We start from the raw sequence: 14,604 nt of genomic DNA, 5'->3' as shown, positions 1-14,604 counted from the left end.
GGGGCGCCGGCTCAGGCGAGAAGCGCGTCCAGCTCCGCGAAGAGCGCCGCGGGCACCTCGCCGCCGGTGCGCCCCAGCAGGGTGCGCCAGTGCCCGCGGCCCTCGCGCCACAGGGCCGCGGGCGTCCCGGCGGCGACGGCCGCGACCGTACGGGCGGGCAGCTCGTCCTCCGCGGCGCGCGACGGGGTCAGCCAGTGCGCGGTGCTGCCCTCGGCGAGCCGGGCCATCCACAGCAGGTGCCGGGCGGCGTGCGCGTGCGCGTCCTGCGCGCGCAGCCGCTCGCCGCGCGCGGTCACGTGCGCGGCGAGGACCAGCCAGTTCGCGAAGCGCCCGCACAGGTCGGCGATCTCCGCGGGGCCGTCGGGGAGGCGCGGGCGCTCGGGCACGGCGGCCAGCACGGGTGCGAGGGCGCCGTCCCGGTCGGTCACCACCATGGCCCCGACCGCGGCGCCGCGGGCCGGCCAGTCGCCGACCGAGGCGATGTCGTCGGTCGTCGCGAAGTGGAACTCCCCGCGCACCGGGCCCTCGAAGAGCGCCACATGGGTGCCGAACTCGTTGAGCAGCACCAGATTCACCGGTGCGACCCGCGCGCACCACGCGGCCGGGTCGAGGGCGGCCCGCGCGGCGGGGTCGAGGAAGAGCCAGAACTCGACGTCGCTGTGCTCGTCCCCCTCCCCCGCGGCGAAGGACCCGTACATCAGCGAGGCGCGGACCGTGTCGTCGGCGCGGCAGATCTCCCGCACCCGGGATATGAGGTCGTCCTGGATCACCCGGCCCAGTATGGGTCGCGTCCCGACAGGGCGACAGCGGTTTCCAGGGCGCCCGCGCCCTCGGGGACCTCGGCCGCCTCGACGAAGCCCTTGTAGTCGCGGTACATCTGCGCGTACTCGCGCACCTTGTCGAGCAGCCGCTCGGCGGTGGCGTCGGCGACCGCGTAGTCCTGGCCGGTGGCGCGGGCCAGGTCCCAGCCGTGCAGGCACAGTTCGAGGAAGAGCATGCCCGCCATGCCCTCGGCGGGCATGCCGTTCACCTCGCCCTCCCAGGCGGCCGGCTCGGACCACGCGGCGACCGAGCGGTCCAGCTGCGCCGTGTAGGCGGCCTGCCAGCCCGGCTCGGCGGTGAAGTCGCGGGTGTCCAGGCCCTCGGGGTGCGGCTCGCGCCGGGCCCGCAGTTCCATACCGATACCCGTGTACGCCACGAGGTGGTTGACCAGGGTGCGGGTGTCGTAGTCGGCGCAGGGCGTGGGCCCGGCGAGCTGGTCGGGGGTGACGGCCGCGGTGACGCGGGCCGTCTCGCGTGCGGCTTCGGCGATGTCTGCTGAGTAGGTCATGCCGGCGACGCTACGAGGCCCGCCGCGGCCGGTCTTGAAAAAACGCGACACCCACGCGGCACCGCCTAGGCTGGGGCCCATGAGCAGGCACGGCTTCCACCGCGGGGTGCTGCGGCCGGAGACGGCCGCGGAATTCCTCCAGGTGCGGACGCACCCGCCCGCCCCGGAGCTGGCCGCGCTCGTGGACTTCTACTGGAATCCCCGCTGGGATCTGCGCGGCCGCGACCCGTACGACCAGAAGGTGCTCGCGCACCCCAACGTGCACCTGGTCTTCGAGCCCGACGGGCCGCTCCTCTACGGGGTGCCGCGGGAGGTGTACGTACGGCGGCTGGCCGGCCGGGGGCAGGCCCTCGGGGTCAAATTCCGGCCCGGGGCCTTCCGTGCCTTCAGCGCCGGGCCGGTGGCCGCGCTCGCCGACCGCGCGGTGCCCGCCGCCTCCTTCTTCGGGGCCGGGGCCGAGGCGACCGGGCGGCGGATCCTCGCGCTGGACGACCTGCCGGAGATGGCCGCGCTCGCCGACCGCTTCCTGCTCGAACGGCTCCCCGCGGGCCCGCCCGACCCGCGTGTCGCCGAGGTCGCCGCGCTCGTCGAGCGGATCACCGCGAGCCCGCAGCTCTTCCGGGTGGACGCGCTGGCCCGTGAGCTGGACATGCCCGTACGGCGGCTCCAGCGGCTCTTCGCCGACTACGTCGGGGTCTCGCCCAAGTGGGTGCTGCGCCGGGCCCGGCTGCACGAGGCCGCCGCCCGCGCCGACTCGGGCACCGGCATCGACTGGGCCGCGCTCGCCGCGGACCTCGGCTACGCCGACCAGGCCCACCTCACACGGGACTTCACCGCCGCGGTGGGGGCGCCGCCGGGCAGGTACGCGGGGGCGTGAATCCCGGTTTCGTTAGGTGTTCGGGCCCTCCGGGCACATAATGAGGATATACATCGGAGGTCTGGCGGCGCTGCGGGCCTGAAGCAAGGGGAGGGCGCGGGATGGCGGTCACCGACGAGGCGATCGAGAAGATCAAGGAGATGATCGTCTCCGGAGCGCTGCGGCCCGGCGACCGGCTGCCCAAGGAGAGCGAACTCGCCGCCGAGCTGGGCCTTTCCCGCAATTCGCTGCGCGAGGCCGTACGGGCGCTGTCCCTCATCCGCATCCTCGACGTCCGGCAGGGCGACGGCACGTACGTCACGAGCCTCGACCCGCAGCTGCTGCTGGAGGCGCTGAGCTTCGTGGTGGACTTCCACCGCGACGACACGGTGCTCGAATTCCTGGCGGTGCGCCGCATCCTGGAGCCCGCGGCCACCGCGATGGCGGCGATCAGCATCCCCGAGGACGAGCTGGACGCCCTCCAGGGCAAGCTCGACGCGCTGGGCGCGCAGCCCTCCGTGGAGGAGCTGGTCGCCTCCGACCTCGAATTCCACCGCGGCATCGTCGCCGCGTCCGGCAACTCCGTCCTGTGCTCCCTGCTGGACGGCCTGTCCGGCCCGACGACCCGCGCCCGCGTCTGGCGCGGCCTCACCCAGGAGGACGCGGTGTCGCGTACGCTCCTGGAGCACCAGGCCATCCTCGGCGCCCTCCGCGACCGCGACGCGGAGGCCGCCCGCAGCTGGGCGACGGTTCACATCGCCTCCGTCGAACAATGGCTGCGCTCCACGCTCTGACCGCCCCCCGGCCCTTCACCACACCCTGGCCTGCATGAGCAGATGGCTGCGGACCGCCGCGAGCGGCTGGGCGTGCTCGGTGCCCACCCGCGCGGCCAGGTAGAGGGTGTTGATCGGCGGGACCTCCGGTTCGAGCAGCGCGACGAGCGCGCCGGAGGCGAGTTCGGCGGCGCACAGGTAGCGGGGCAGCACGGTGATCCCGGCGCCCGCGGCGGTGGCGGTCAGGACACCGCGCAGGTCGGGGACGACCACGGCGGCGGCTCCGGTGGGGCGGGTGCCGAACACGGTGCGCCAGTAGCGGCGCAGGACGGGCAGGTCCTCGGCGTAGGAGACCAGCGGTACGCCGCGGAGCGCGCCGGCGCCCTCCCGGGCCAGCCGCTCGCGGTCGACGCGGCCGGCCCATTCCGGCCCGGCCACCAGGACGAACTCCTCGTCCGTCAGGGGTGCGGCGGCGATCGCCCGGCCGCGGGGCCGCACGGTGGAAACGACCAGGTCGAACCGCGCCTCGGCGAGCCCGGCGAGCAGTTCGTCGCTCAGTCCGAGTGACACCCGCAGTTTCAGGCCCTCGCGGGTCAACGGGGCGAGCGCGGGCAGCACCCGGGTGGTGGTCAGCTCCGCGGGTCCCGCCAGGTGCAGCGGCCGGTCGAAGGGGCGGCGGGCGGTCAGACCGCGTTCGGCGACGGCCGCGAGCGCGTCGATGTGCGCGGCGACCTCGGCGGCCAGCTCGTCGGCCACCGTGGTGGGTGCCACCCCGCGCGGCAGCCGCTGGAAGAGCAGGCTGCCCATGTCCTCCTCCAGGGCCCGCACCTGCGCGGTGACGGTGGGCTGCGACAGCCCCAGCTGCCGGGCGGCCGCGGTCAGCGACCCGGCCCGGTGGACGGCCAGGAAGGTCCTCAGCAGCGACAGGTCCACACGCGTCTCCTCCGTCCTCCCATCGCCCGAGCGATCGGATTTCCGATACCTCACCGCGCATTCTCCCATTGGTCACTGATGGCTCGGCTGCCTACTGTCGCTCTCGGAACACGGCACGGCACCCCGCCGGGGCACCGGGCCCCGGCCCACCGGACGAGACCGAAGGAGAGCGGCATGACCCGCACCGGGAAGATCCTCATCGCACTGACCAGCCACGACCGGCTGGGGGACACCGGCCGCGGCACCGGCTTCTACCTGCCGGAGGCCGCGCACCCCTGGAAGACGTTCACCGAGGCCGGCTACGAGGTGGACCTGGTGTCCGTTCGCGGCGGGCGGCCGCCGATGGACGGCGCCGACGCCTCCGACCCCGTGCAGCGGCAGTTCCTCGACGACCCGCGGATCGCCGCGCAGCTGGCGGACACCCGCCGCCCCGCCCAGGTCGAGGCGGCCGACTACGACGCCGTCCTCTACGCCGGCGGCCACGGCACCATGTGGGACTTCCGCGGCGACAGGGACCTGGCCGTGCTCGCCCGCGACATCTACGAGGCCGGCGGCGCCGTCGCGGCCGTCTGCCACGGCCCGGCCGGGCTGGTCGACCTCACGCTGTCGGACGGCGGCTACCTGGTGGACGGCAAGCAGGTCGCCTCCTTCACCAACAGCGAGGAGGCGGCCGTGAACCTGACCGGCGTGGTGCCCTTCCCGCTCCAGAGCGCGCTGGAGCTGCGCGGGGCCGAGCACAGCGCCGCGCCCGACTTCACCGCCCATGTCGTGGTGGACGGCCGCCTGGTCACCGGGCAGAACCCGGCCTCAGCCGTCGGCGTCGGCGAGGCCCTGGTCAGGGTGCTCGCCGCCCGAGCGGCCGCCGGGGCCACCGGAGCCACCGCGTCCTAGCGCAGGGCGTACACGCTCGTGGCGGTGCCGCCGAAGACGGCCGCGGACTCGGCGGGGGTGAGCCCGGCGGTCGCCTCGGCGGCCAGCGCCAGCACGTCGCCGTAGGACGCGGCGAGCGTGCAGACGGGCCAGTCGGAGCCGAACATGACGCGGTCCGGGCCGAAGACGGCCAGCACGTGCCGTGCGTACGGCAGCAGGTCGGCCGGCTCCCAGCCGGACCAGTCCGCCTCGGTCACGAGCCCCGAGAGCTTGCACACCACGTTCGGCAGCGCGGCCAGCTCGGCCACCTGCGTGGCCCACGGCTCCCACCCACCGCCGGCGACGGCCGGCTTCGCCGCGTGGTCGAGGACGAAGCGGAGCTCGGGCAGCGCGGCCACCGTGTCGAGGGCCGCGGGCAGCTCCCGCGGGGTGACGAGCAGGTCGTACGCGAGACCGGCCGCGGCGACGGTCGCGAGGCCCCGGCGGACGCCCGCGCGGGCGAGCCACCACGGGTCGGCCTCGTCCTGGACCTGGTGCCGTACGCCGACCAGCGGACCGGCCAGCGAGGCCAGGACGTCCGCCAGCGCCGGGTCGGTGAGGTCGGCCCAGCCGACGACCCCGGCGATGCGCCCGCCGGAGCCCGCGGCGGCGTCCAGCAGTTCGCGGGTCTCGTCGAGCGAGGAGCTGGACTGGACGACCACCGTGGCGTCCAGCCCGTGCGCGTCGAGCAGCGGCTCCAGCTCGGGGAAGGCGAAGGTGCGGGCGATGGGGTCGAGTGCGGGCCCGGTCAGCCAGGGCTGCGGGCGCCGGTCGAGGTCCCACAGGTGGTGGTGGGCGTCGATCCGGCGCGTCCCGCGTACGGCTTCCGGCATCGTCACTCCCCCGCGCCGAGCGGCAGCGGCACGTCCGCGTCGAGCAGCCCCTCGCCGACGAGGGCGTGCCACATCGCGTCGGGGATGTCGTGGCCGAACATGGCTTCGTTGTCGCGGACCTCGTCCGCGTTCGCGGCGCCGACGAGCGCGGAGACGACGCTCGGGTGCGCGAAGGGGTAGCGCAGCGCGGCGGCCCGCAGCGGGACGCCGAAGTCGCCGCAGACCCGGGCCATGGCGAGCGCCCGGTCGACGAGCGGCTGCGGCGCGGCCGCGTAGTTGTAGGGCGCTCCGGGCCGGGGATCGGCGAGCAGCCCGGAGTTGTAGACGCCGCCGACGACGACCTTGGTGCCGCGGCGTTCGCACACCGGGAGCAGGTCGTCGTAGGCGGTGCGCTCCAGCAGTGTCCAGCGGCCCGCGCACAGCACCACGTCGACGTCGAGGTCGGCGACGAGGCGGGCGAGCACACCGCTGAGGTTCATGCCGAAGCCGATGGCCTTGACCACGCCCTGGTCGCGGAGTTCGGCGAGGGCGGGGAAGCCGCTGTCGTAGACCTCCGGGAGGTGGTCCTCGACGTCGTGCAGGTAGACGATGTCGACGGCGTCCACGCCGAGCCGCTCCAGCGAGCCCTCCAGCGTGGCGCGGATGCCGTCGGCGGTGAAGTCCCAGACCCTGGCGCGGGCCGGGACGTCGGTGAAGCCCTGGCCGTCGGGCTCCTCGCCCGGCGCGAGGTCGCGCAGCCTGCGCCCGACCTTGGTGGACAGCACGTACGAGGCGCGGTCCCGGCCGGCGAGCGCCCGGCCCAGCCGCTCCTCGGAGCGGCCGAGGCCGTAGTGCGGGGCGGTGTCGAGGTAGGTGACGGGCCGGCCCGCGTCGAAGGCGGCGGCCACGGTGGCCGCCGCCTCCTCGTCGGTGACGGCGCGGTAGAGGTTGGCCAGCGGCGCGCAGCCGAGGCCGAGCCGGGGCAGTGCCGGGAGGGGCATACGTGGTGTCTTTCTGCGGGCCCGGCCGGCTGTGCGCCGGGAGGGAGAGGGGACGGGGGACGGGACGGTGGTGTCAGTCCTGCTTCTCGCCGCTGGCGAAGCGGGAGATGATCAGGGCGACGATGATGATGGCACCGTAGAGGAACTTGTCCCACAGCGGCGGCACACCGCCGAGGGTGGTGACGTTCACGACCAGTTGCAGGCTGACGACGCCGGTGAGGGCGCCGAAGAGGGTGCCGCGGCCGCCGTTGAGGCTGACCCCGCCGATGACGGTGGCGGCGAAGACCTGGAAGATCCAGCCGTCGCCCTGGGTGGCGGAGATGGCCCCGTAGTGGCCGGTGTAGAGCACACCGGCGAAGGCGGCGATGAGGCCGCCGAGCGCCAGCACGATCCAGGTGATGCGGTCGACGCGGATGCCGGCCGCGCGGGCCGCCTCGGTGTTGCCGCCGATCGCGTAGAGCGCGCGGCCGTGCCGCAGGTAGCCGAGCCCGAGGCCGCCGATGACGAACAGCAGCAGGCAGATCCACACCGCCGCGGGCGCCCCCGCCCACTCGGCCTTGCCGAGGTAGGAGAAGGACGCGGGCACGGCGACGATGGACTTGCCCTGTGCGACACCGTCCTGGAGGCCGCGCAGCATGGTGAGCATGCCGAGGGTGGCGATGAAGCCGTTGACGCGCAGCTTCAGGATCAGGAAGCCGTTGACCGCGCCGATCAGCAGGCCGACGACCAGGCAGACCGGGATCGAGGACCAGGTCGGGAAGAGCCCGATGCCGTGGAAGGTCGCCGGGCCGCTGCTGGGCATCACCAGCCACATGGCGATGACCGGCGCCACGCCGATGGTGGACTCCAGCGACAGGTCCATCCGGCCGCAGATCAGGATCATCGCCTCGGCGAGCACCAGCAGGCTCAGTTCGCTGCTCTGCTGGAGCACGCCGATCAGGTTGTCGGACGTCAGGAAGACCGGCGAGACGATGAAGCCGATGACGCCCAGCACGAAGATGACGGGTATCAGCGACAGGTCCCGGTAGCGGGCGAGCTGGAAGCGCGGCGCCGCGGCGCGGGTCGTGCCGGACACCGCCGCGTCGGCGGTCAACTGGGTGGTCTCGCTCATTCCTCGGCTCCCTTGTCGCCGCCCGCACCCGCGGGCAGCCCTTCCATCGCCGAGACGAGGTCCCGGTCGCTCCATCCGCTGCCGAACTCCGCGATCACCCGTCCGTGGAAGAGCGCGATCACCCGGTCGCAGACCCGCAGGTCGTCGAGTTCGTCGGAGACGATGACGGCCGCGTCGCCGCGGTCGGCGACACCGCGGACCACGCCGAGCAGCGAGTCCTTCGACTTGATGTCGACACCCGCGGTGGGCCGGATCGCCACCAGCACCCGCGGGTCGCGGGCCAGCGCCCGCGCGATGACGACCTTCTGCTGGTTGCCGCCCGACAGGTCGGACACCGGCTGCGTGGGCCCGGAGGTCTTGATGTCCAGCGAGTCGATCATCCGCTGGGCGAAGTTCCGGGTCCGCGACGGCAGTACGGTGCCGTACGGGCCGAGCTGGTCGGTCACCGTGAGGGTGGCGTTCTCGGCGACGCTGCGCCCGAGGACCAGGCCCTGGCGGTGCCGGTCCTCGGGGACGTAGCCGATGCCGGCGTTCAGCGCGTGCGGCACGCTGCCGGGCCGCACCACCGTGCCGGACACGGCGGTGCTGCCGCCGGTGGCCTTGCGCAGGCCGACGAGGGTCTCGCCGAGCGCGGTGTTGCCGCTCGCGGTGGCACCGGCCAGGCCCAGGACCTCGCCGGCCCGCACCGCGAAGTCGATCGGCTCGAAGACGCCGTCCAGCGCCAGCTGCTCGGCCCGCAGCACGGGTTCGCCGGCCGCGGCCCCGCCTGCGGGGCCGGCGGCCTCCTTGACGAGGCCGGACCCGGCGTGCCAGCTCGTCGCGCCCTGCGCCGCCTCGCCCGTCATGGCCGCCACGAGGTCCGCCTTCCCCAGCTCCGCGACGGGCGCGGTGAGGATGTGGCGGGCGTCGCGGTAGACCGAGACGGTGCTGCACAGGTCGTAGACCTCTTGCAGGTGGTGCGAGATGAAGAGGAAGGCGACGCCCTGCTGCTGGAGTTCGCGCAGCTTGGTGAACAGCCGGTCGATGCCGGAGGCGTCCAGCTGCGCGGTGGGCTCGTCGAGGATGATGAAGCGGGCGCCGAAGGAGAGGGCGCGCGCGATCTCCACGAACTGCCCCTGCTCGACGGTGAGGTCGGCGGCCCGGGTGGCGGGGTCGACGTCCACACCGTATTCGGCGAGCAGCGCGGCGGCGTCGGCGCGCAGCTTCGGCCAGCGGATCCGGCCGCGTCCGAACCGGTTGAGGAACAGGTTCTCCGCGACGGTCAGTTCGGGGACGACCATGGACTTCTGGTAGACGCAGGCGACCTTCGACTGCCAGGCGGCGGTGTCCCCGGGGGCGGGCGCGGGTTCGCCGAGGAAGGCGACCCGGCCCGCGTCGGGGGCGTGCAGCCCGGTCAGCACCGACACCAGCGTGGACTTGCCCGCACCGTTGCGGCCGACCAGCGCGTGCGAGTCGCCGACCGCCACGGTGATGCCCACCCGGTCCAGCGCCACGGTCGGGCCGAAGCGCTTGACGATGCCCTCGGCGTGTACCGCGGACGGGGTGGAGGGCGTCGATGCGTTGCTCATCCGCGTTCAGCTCTTCCCGAGCTGGTTGGCCCACAGGTTCGGGTCGTCCACGTTGTCCTTGGTCACCAGCGGCGCGGGCAGCTGGTCCTCCAGTCCGTTGGGGATCGAGACGATGGTGGAGCCGTGGTCGGTCGGGCCGGGCTTGAAGGTCTGTCCGGCGAGCGCGGCCTTGGCGTAGTACAGCGCGTACTTGGCGTAGAGGTCGGCCGGCTGGGAGATCGTGGCGTCGATCTTCCCCTCCTTGATGGCCTTGAACTCGTCCGGGATGCCGTCGTTGGAGATGATCGTGATGTGGCCCGGCGTGCCCGGCGGCTTGAGCAGGTGCTTCTGCTCCAGCAGGGCGAGCGTCGGCTGCAGGAAGACGCCGCCGGCCTGCATGTAGATGCCGTTGATGTCCGGGTCGGAGGCCAGCGTGGTCTGCAGCTTGGCCGAGGCGACGTCGCCCTTCCAGTCGGTGGCCAGCTCGATGACCTTGATGCCGGGGAACTTGCTCTTCATGCAGGACGCGAACGCCTCGGAGCGGTCGCGGCCGTTGATGGAGTCGAGCGCGCCCTCGAACTCGACGACCTTGCCCTTGCCGCCGAGCTGCTTGCCCAGGTAGTCGCACGCGTTGGAGCCGTACGCCTTGTTGTCGGCGCGCACGACCATGTAGACCTTGCCCTTGTCGGGGCGGGTGTCGACGCTGATCACCGGGATCTTCTTGCCGGCCAGCTTGTCCAGCGTGGAGGCGACGGCGCCGGTGTCCTGCGGGGCCATCACGATGGCCTTGGCGCCCTGGTCGGTGAAGGTCTGGACGTTGGAGACCAGCTTGCCGATGTCGTTCTGCGAGTTGGTGCGGGGCAGCGCGGAGACGCCGTCGCTCTTGAGGTCCTTCTCTATGTAGCTGTTGTAGGAGTTCCAGAAGTCGCTGTCGGAGCGCGGCAGGTCGATGCCCACCTTGCCGGAGCTGCCGGCCTTGTCGTCGCTGCCTCTGTTGCAGCCGGCGAGCGCGGTGACCGCGAGAAGCGCCGTGAGGGCGGCAACGGTCGTCTTGCGCAGTCTCATCGTCGAGTTCTGCCCTTCGGGAGTGTGTCGGCTCGGGGTGGTGCGGGTGAAGCGGTGGTGCCGGTGGGTGGTGCGGTGGTGCCGGTGGTGGTGCTCGGTGGTGCGGGTGGTGCTCGGTGGTGCGGTGCCGGCCGGGGTGCACCGGCCGGCGGTGGTGCGCGCCGGTCAGTTGGCGGGGCGCACCCGCAGGCCCTGCATGCCGCCGTCCACGGCGAGCGCGGTGCCGGTGACACCGGCGGCCGCGGGGCTCGCCAGGTAGGCGATGGCGGCGGCGACCTCGTCGGCGGTCACCAGCCGGCCCATCGGCTGCCGGGCGTTGAGGGCGGCGCGCTCGGCGGCGGGGTCTCCGGCCTGGTCGAGCAGCCGGCCGATCCACGGGGTGTCGGCGGTCCCGGGATTGACACAGTTGACGCGTACGCCTTCGCGTACGTGGTCCGCGGCCATCGCCAGGGTCAGCGAGAGGACCGCGCCCTTGCTCGCGCTGTACAGGGCGCGCTGCGGCAGCCCCGCGGTGGCGGCGATGGAGCAGGTGTGGGTGACCGACGCGGTGCCGGGGCGGTCGGCGGCGGCCCGGCGCAGGTGCGGGAGCGCGGCGCGGGCGGTGCGGACCATGCCGAGGACGTTGACGTCCAGCACCCGCGACCACTCGTCGTCCGCGTTGTCCTCGACGGTGCCGATGGCGCCGATCCCGGCGTTGCTCACCAGGACGTGCAGGCTGCCCAGCTCGCGTACCGCCTCCTCGACGGCGGCGCGCACGGCGGCGTCGTCGGTGACGTCGGCCGCGACCGGCAGGCAGCCCTCGGGGGCGCCGGACGGGTCGCGGTCCAGCACGGCCACGCGGGCGCCGCGGGCGGTGAGCAGGGCGGCGGTGGCCGCGCCGATGCCGGAGGCGCCGCCGGTGACCAGGGCGGTCAGGCCGGCGAAGTCCTGGAGGGGCGCGGGGGTGGTGGTGCCGTCGGTCATCGGGTGAGCTCCTGTCGCTGGGCGCGCTCCTGCCACACGGGCCCCTCGGGATAGCGGTAGTCCGTGAGCGTTTCCGGAACCATACGGGCCGAGAAGCCCGGCGCCGAAGGGGCGACGTAGCGGCCGTTCTCGACGACGGCGGGGTCCGAGAAGTGCTCGTGCAGGTGCGGTACGTACTCGATGACGCGGCCTTCGAGGCTGCCGGAGACCGCGACGTAGTCGAACATCGCGAGGTGCTGGACCAGTTCGCACAGGCCCACCCCGCCGGCGTGCGGGCAGACCGGGACGCCGAACTTGGCGGCCAGCAGCAGGATCGCGAGGTTCTCGTTGACGCCGGCCACGCGGGCGGCGTCGATCTGGACGAAGTCCACCGCGCCGGCCTGGAGCAGCTGTTTGAAGACCACGCGGTTGGCGACGTGCTCGCCGGTGGCGACCCGGACGGGCTGCCCGGCGCGGACCGCCGCGTGCGCGAGGATGTCGTCGGGGCTGGTGGGCTCCTCGATCCAGTAGGGGTCGTACGGCGCCAGCGCCGCCATCCACTCCAGGGCCTCGGCGACGTCCCAGCGCTGGTTGGCGTCGACCGCGATCCGGATGTCCGGGCCGACGGCGGCGCGGGCCAGCCGCATCCGCCGCAGGTCGTCCTCCAGGTCGGCGCCGACCTTCAGCTTGATCTGGCCGAACCCGGCGGCGACCGCCTCCTTGGCGAGCCGGGTGAGCTTCTCGTCGGAGTAGCCGAGCCAGCCGGGCTCGGTGGTGTACGCCGGGTAGCCCTCCTTGCGCAGGGTCTCGGCGCGGGCGGCGCGGCCCGGTTCGGCGCGGCGCAGGATGTCCAGCGCCTCGTCGCGGGTCAGCGCGTCGCTGAGGTAGCGGAAGTCGACGAGGTCGACGAGCTGGTCGGGGCTCATGGAGGCGAGCAGCGCCCACACGGGCTTTCCCGCCTGGCGTGCGGCGAGGTCCCAGGCGGCGTTGACCACCGCCCCGGCGGCCATGTGCATCACCCCCTTCTCGGGGCCGAGCCAGCGCAGTTGCGAGTCGTGGGTGAGCAGCCGGTAGAAGGCGCCGAGGTCGCCCGTGACACTGTCCACCGAGCGGCCGACCACGTAGGGTCGCAGCGCCTCGATCGCGGCGGCGACGACGTCGTTGCCCCGGCCGATGGTGAAGCAGAGGCCGTACCCCGCGAGGCCGCCGGGGGCGTCGGTACGGAGCACGACGTAGGCGGCGGAGTAGTCGGGGTCGGGGTTCATGGCGTCCGAGCCGTCGAGCTGCTCCGAGGTCGGAAAGCGGATGTCGTACACGTCGACCTCGGTAATGGTCGGACTCATGCACACTCCCGTCGCGAGACATCGGATCTTTTCTTGATGATCCGATGTATAGCGGGGGTGCCGGGTGCCCGTCCAGGGGGCTGGGCGAAGTTGTTGATAACAGATCGGATGTCTTCAGGTCTCGCATCGGTGGCGTTCCCGGCCCTTCCGGCGGTGGCGGGACCGCCGTCCGCGGGGGCCCGGACACGTAGGCTGGTGGCGCACGTGACGAGCAGGTAAGAGCAGTGCCGGATCGGGACCGTACGGCCCCGCCGGCCGGAAGGAGGCGCCGGGTGATCGAGCTTGAGGGGGTGCCCGAGCTGGTCGATCCGGTCATGGTGGCGGCGTTCGAGGGCTGGAACGACGCCGGGGACGCAGCCTCCACCGCGGTGGCCCATCTGGACCGGGAGTTCAAGGGCGAGGTCTTCGCCGCGCTGGACGCCGAGGACTACTACGACTTCCAGGTCAACCGCCCCACCGTGTGGATGGAGGACGGTGTCCGGCGGATCACCTGGCCGACCACCCGGCTCTCGGTGGCCAGGATCCAGTCCCCCAAGCCGCGCGACCTGGTCCTGATCCGCGGGATCGAACCGAGCATGCGCTGGCGGTCGTTCTGCAACGAACTGCTGGGCTTCGCGCACGAGCTGGGCGTGGAGATGGTCGTGGTGCTGGGCGCGCTGCTCGGCGACACCCCGCACACCCGCCCCGTCCCGGTCACCGGTGTCACCTCGGACCCGGACCTGGCCACCGCGCTCGACCTGGAGGAGTCCCGCTACGAGGGCCCCACCGGCATCGTCGGCATCCTCCAGGAGGCCTGCACGCACGCCGGGGTGCCCGCCGTCAGCCTGTGGGCCGCGGTGCCGCACTACGTCTCGCAGCCGCCCAACCCCAAGGCCACCCTCGCGCTGCTCAACCGCCTGGAGGACCTGCTGGACCTGCGCATCCCGCAGGGCGAGCTGCCCGAGGACGCGCGGGCGTGGCAGGTCGGGGTCGACCAGCTGGCCGCCGAGGACAGCGAGGTCGCCGAATATGTGCAGACATTGGAGGAGGCGCGCGACACCGCGGAATTGCCGGAGGCGTCGGGCGAGGCCATCGCGCGGGAATTTGAGCGTTATTTGAGACGCCGCGACCCGCAGCCCGGTGACTACGCGAGCGAAGGCGGCGACGGCGTCCCACAATTCCGTGACCTCGGCCGGCAGCAGCGGCCGGAGGAACCGCGAAACACCGAAGGGCGCGGGGGAAACACGGAAGGCAGACCCGAGAACACCGCGGACGGCGGCGACGAGGACGACGGGGGCAGCGGGAACGACGGGGACGGGTCCGGCGGCGGCCACGGCACCGGCGAGGACCCGGAGTAGCCCGCGGGCCCCCGACAGGCAACGGATCGTCAAGAGCCGGGCACGCCATGCCAAAGCGCCCACGTCCGGCACCTGCCACGCTGGCGTTGCCGGTTGCCACGGCCCCCGCCGCCCACGGACGGATCCCGTACCCGGTGCGACCGCCTGCATTTACCGGAATGTTAGTTGCGCGGAGGAACTGTCGCCGGTTAGCATGTGCTCCATCCGTTGGCATACCTTCCCCGGGGGGGGGATCTTGGTAATCGACGAACGTATGGACGACGTAGATTTCCGAATTCTGGCATTAATGAGTGAAGGACTGTCCGACGCCACTATCGGGAGAAAACTCTCGCGCGGTCATCGGACCATCCAGCGGCGGATCTGCCACATGATGGACAGTCTCGGCGTCTCCGGCCGTTTCGCACTGGGATTGAAAGTCGCGGAACTGAACCTGCTCGCGGCCCGGGAACTGCCCGGACATACGGCCGACCTCGGCCGTACGGCTACCGCGAGCACCTGCACGTAACACAGACCCGGGCGCGGGGGGGCGTCCGAGCCGGGGGGGATGGGGGGGACCCCGGAGCAAGGGGGGAAGGAGGGGTGGCACCGCAGGTACGCGGTGCCACCCCTCCACGCCGTGCCCGGCCCCCCGTCACAGAGCCACCC

The 14,604-nt window shown here is 73.1% G+C and carries 15 protein-coding genes; 5 read left to right on the top strand and 10 right to left on the bottom strand.

Going from position 1 to position 14,604, the window contains the following annotated elements:
• Positions 1-11: 11 nt before the first annotated feature.
• Entirely contained in the window at positions 12-770 is a 759-nt protein-coding gene (locus tag ACH4SL_RS24630) for a hypothetical protein (RefSeq protein WP_398449105.1), read from the bottom strand.
• Positions 767-1,330, bottom strand: coding sequence for a TIGR03086 family metal-binding protein (locus ACH4SL_RS24625; protein ID WP_398449103.1), 564 nt, complete (start codon positions 1,328-1,330; stop codon positions 767-769). The genes ACH4SL_RS24630 and ACH4SL_RS24625 overlap by 4 nt, the downstream gene beginning before the upstream one ends.
• Positions 1,331-1,409: 79 nt before the next feature.
• On the opposite strand from ACH4SL_RS24625, the gene ACH4SL_RS24620 reads away from it, so the two are divergent.
• Both ACH4SL_RS24620 and ACH4SL_RS24615 read left to right on the top strand, forming a co-directional pair.
• Positions 1,410-2,207: a DUF6597 domain-containing transcriptional factor gene (locus ACH4SL_RS24620; protein WP_398449101.1), complete on the top strand. Its 798-nt coding sequence runs from the start codon at positions 1,410-1,412 to the stop codon at positions 2,205-2,207.
• 101 nt (positions 2,208-2,308) lie between these two features.
• Positions 2,309-2,980, top strand: a complete 672-nt coding sequence (locus ACH4SL_RS24615; protein ID WP_398449099.1) for a FadR/GntR family transcriptional regulator — start codon at positions 2,309-2,311, stop codon at positions 2,978-2,980.
• Between the two features lie 15 nt (positions 2,981-2,995).
• Here the strand turns inward: ACH4SL_RS24615 and ACH4SL_RS24610 are convergent, their stop codons facing one another.
• Positions 2,996-3,892, bottom strand: coding sequence for a LysR family transcriptional regulator (locus tag ACH4SL_RS24610; RefSeq protein WP_398449097.1), 897 nt, complete (start codon positions 3,890-3,892; stop codon positions 2,996-2,998).
• A gap of 174 nt (positions 3,893-4,066) precedes the next feature.
• On the opposite strand from ACH4SL_RS24610, the gene ACH4SL_RS24605 reads away from it, so the two are divergent.
• Positions 4,067-4,783 (top strand): type 1 glutamine amidotransferase domain-containing protein, encoded by a 717-nt coding sequence (locus ACH4SL_RS24605; RefSeq protein ID WP_398449094.1) that lies wholly within the window; start codon positions 4,067-4,069, stop codon positions 4,781-4,783.
• Here the strand turns inward: ACH4SL_RS24605 and ACH4SL_RS24600 are convergent.
• From ACH4SL_RS24600 to ACH4SL_RS24570, 7 genes are all read right to left on the bottom strand, one after another.
• Positions 4,780-5,634: an amidohydrolase family protein gene (locus tag ACH4SL_RS24600; RefSeq protein WP_398449092.1), complete on the bottom strand. Its 855-nt coding sequence runs from the start codon at positions 5,632-5,634 to the stop codon at positions 4,780-4,782. The two genes, ACH4SL_RS24605 and ACH4SL_RS24600, sit on opposite strands and share 4 nt — an antisense overlap.
• A 2-nt stretch (positions 5,635-5,636) precedes the next feature.
• Positions 5,637-6,614 (bottom strand): aldo/keto reductase, encoded by a 978-nt coding sequence (locus ACH4SL_RS24595; RefSeq protein WP_398449090.1) that lies wholly within the window; start codon positions 6,612-6,614, stop codon positions 5,637-5,639.
• A gap of 73 nt (positions 6,615-6,687) precedes the next feature.
• Positions 6,688-7,725 (bottom strand): ABC transporter permease, encoded by a 1,038-nt coding sequence (locus tag ACH4SL_RS24590; protein WP_398449088.1) that lies wholly within the window; start codon positions 7,723-7,725, stop codon positions 6,688-6,690.
• Positions 7,722-9,293 (bottom strand): sugar ABC transporter ATP-binding protein, encoded by a 1,572-nt coding sequence (locus tag ACH4SL_RS24585; protein ID WP_398449086.1) that lies wholly within the window; start codon positions 9,291-9,293, stop codon positions 7,722-7,724. The genes ACH4SL_RS24590 and ACH4SL_RS24585 overlap by 4 nt, the downstream gene beginning before the upstream one ends.
• Before the next feature lie 6 nt (positions 9,294-9,299).
• A complete protein-coding gene (locus tag ACH4SL_RS24580; protein WP_398449084.1) occupies positions 9,300-10,337 on the bottom strand; it encodes a sugar ABC transporter substrate-binding protein in 1,038 nt (345 codons plus the stop codon).
• A gap of 165 nt (positions 10,338-10,502) precedes the next feature.
• Positions 10,503-11,300, bottom strand: coding sequence for an SDR family NAD(P)-dependent oxidoreductase (locus ACH4SL_RS24575; protein ID WP_398449082.1), 798 nt, complete (start codon positions 11,298-11,300; stop codon positions 10,503-10,505).
• Positions 11,297-12,622 carry an L-fuconate dehydratase gene (locus tag ACH4SL_RS24570; protein ID WP_398449080.1) on the bottom strand — a complete coding sequence of 442 codons (1,326 nt, stop codon included), beginning with the start codon at positions 12,620-12,622 and terminating at the stop codon, positions 11,297-11,299. The genes ACH4SL_RS24575 and ACH4SL_RS24570 overlap by 4 nt, the downstream gene beginning before the upstream one ends.
• Positions 12,623-12,894: 272 nt before the next feature.
• Here ACH4SL_RS24570 and ACH4SL_RS24565 point away from each other — a divergent pair, with 272 nt between their 5' ends.
• Both ACH4SL_RS24565 and ACH4SL_RS24560 read left to right on the top strand, forming a co-directional pair.
• On the top strand, positions 12,895-13,959 hold the full coding sequence (locus ACH4SL_RS24565; RefSeq protein WP_398449077.1) for a PAC2 family protein: 1,065 nt from the start codon (positions 12,895-12,897) through the stop codon (positions 13,957-13,959).
• Positions 13,960-14,212: 253 nt separating this feature from the next.
• A complete protein-coding gene (locus ACH4SL_RS24560) occupies positions 14,213-14,464 on the top strand; it encodes a DNA-binding response regulator (protein ID WP_398449075.1) in 252 nt (83 codons plus the stop codon).
• The last annotated feature ends 140 nt before the right edge of the window (positions 14,465-14,604 follow it).

Source organism: Streptomyces sp. NPDC021020 (genome assembly GCF_044333285.1).
Lineage (GTDB): Bacteria > Actinomycetota > Actinomycetes > Streptomycetales > Streptomycetaceae > Actinacidiphila.
The sequence above is the reverse complement of the archived record's forward strand: the minus strand, read 5'-3'. Positions and strand labels throughout refer to the sequence as shown.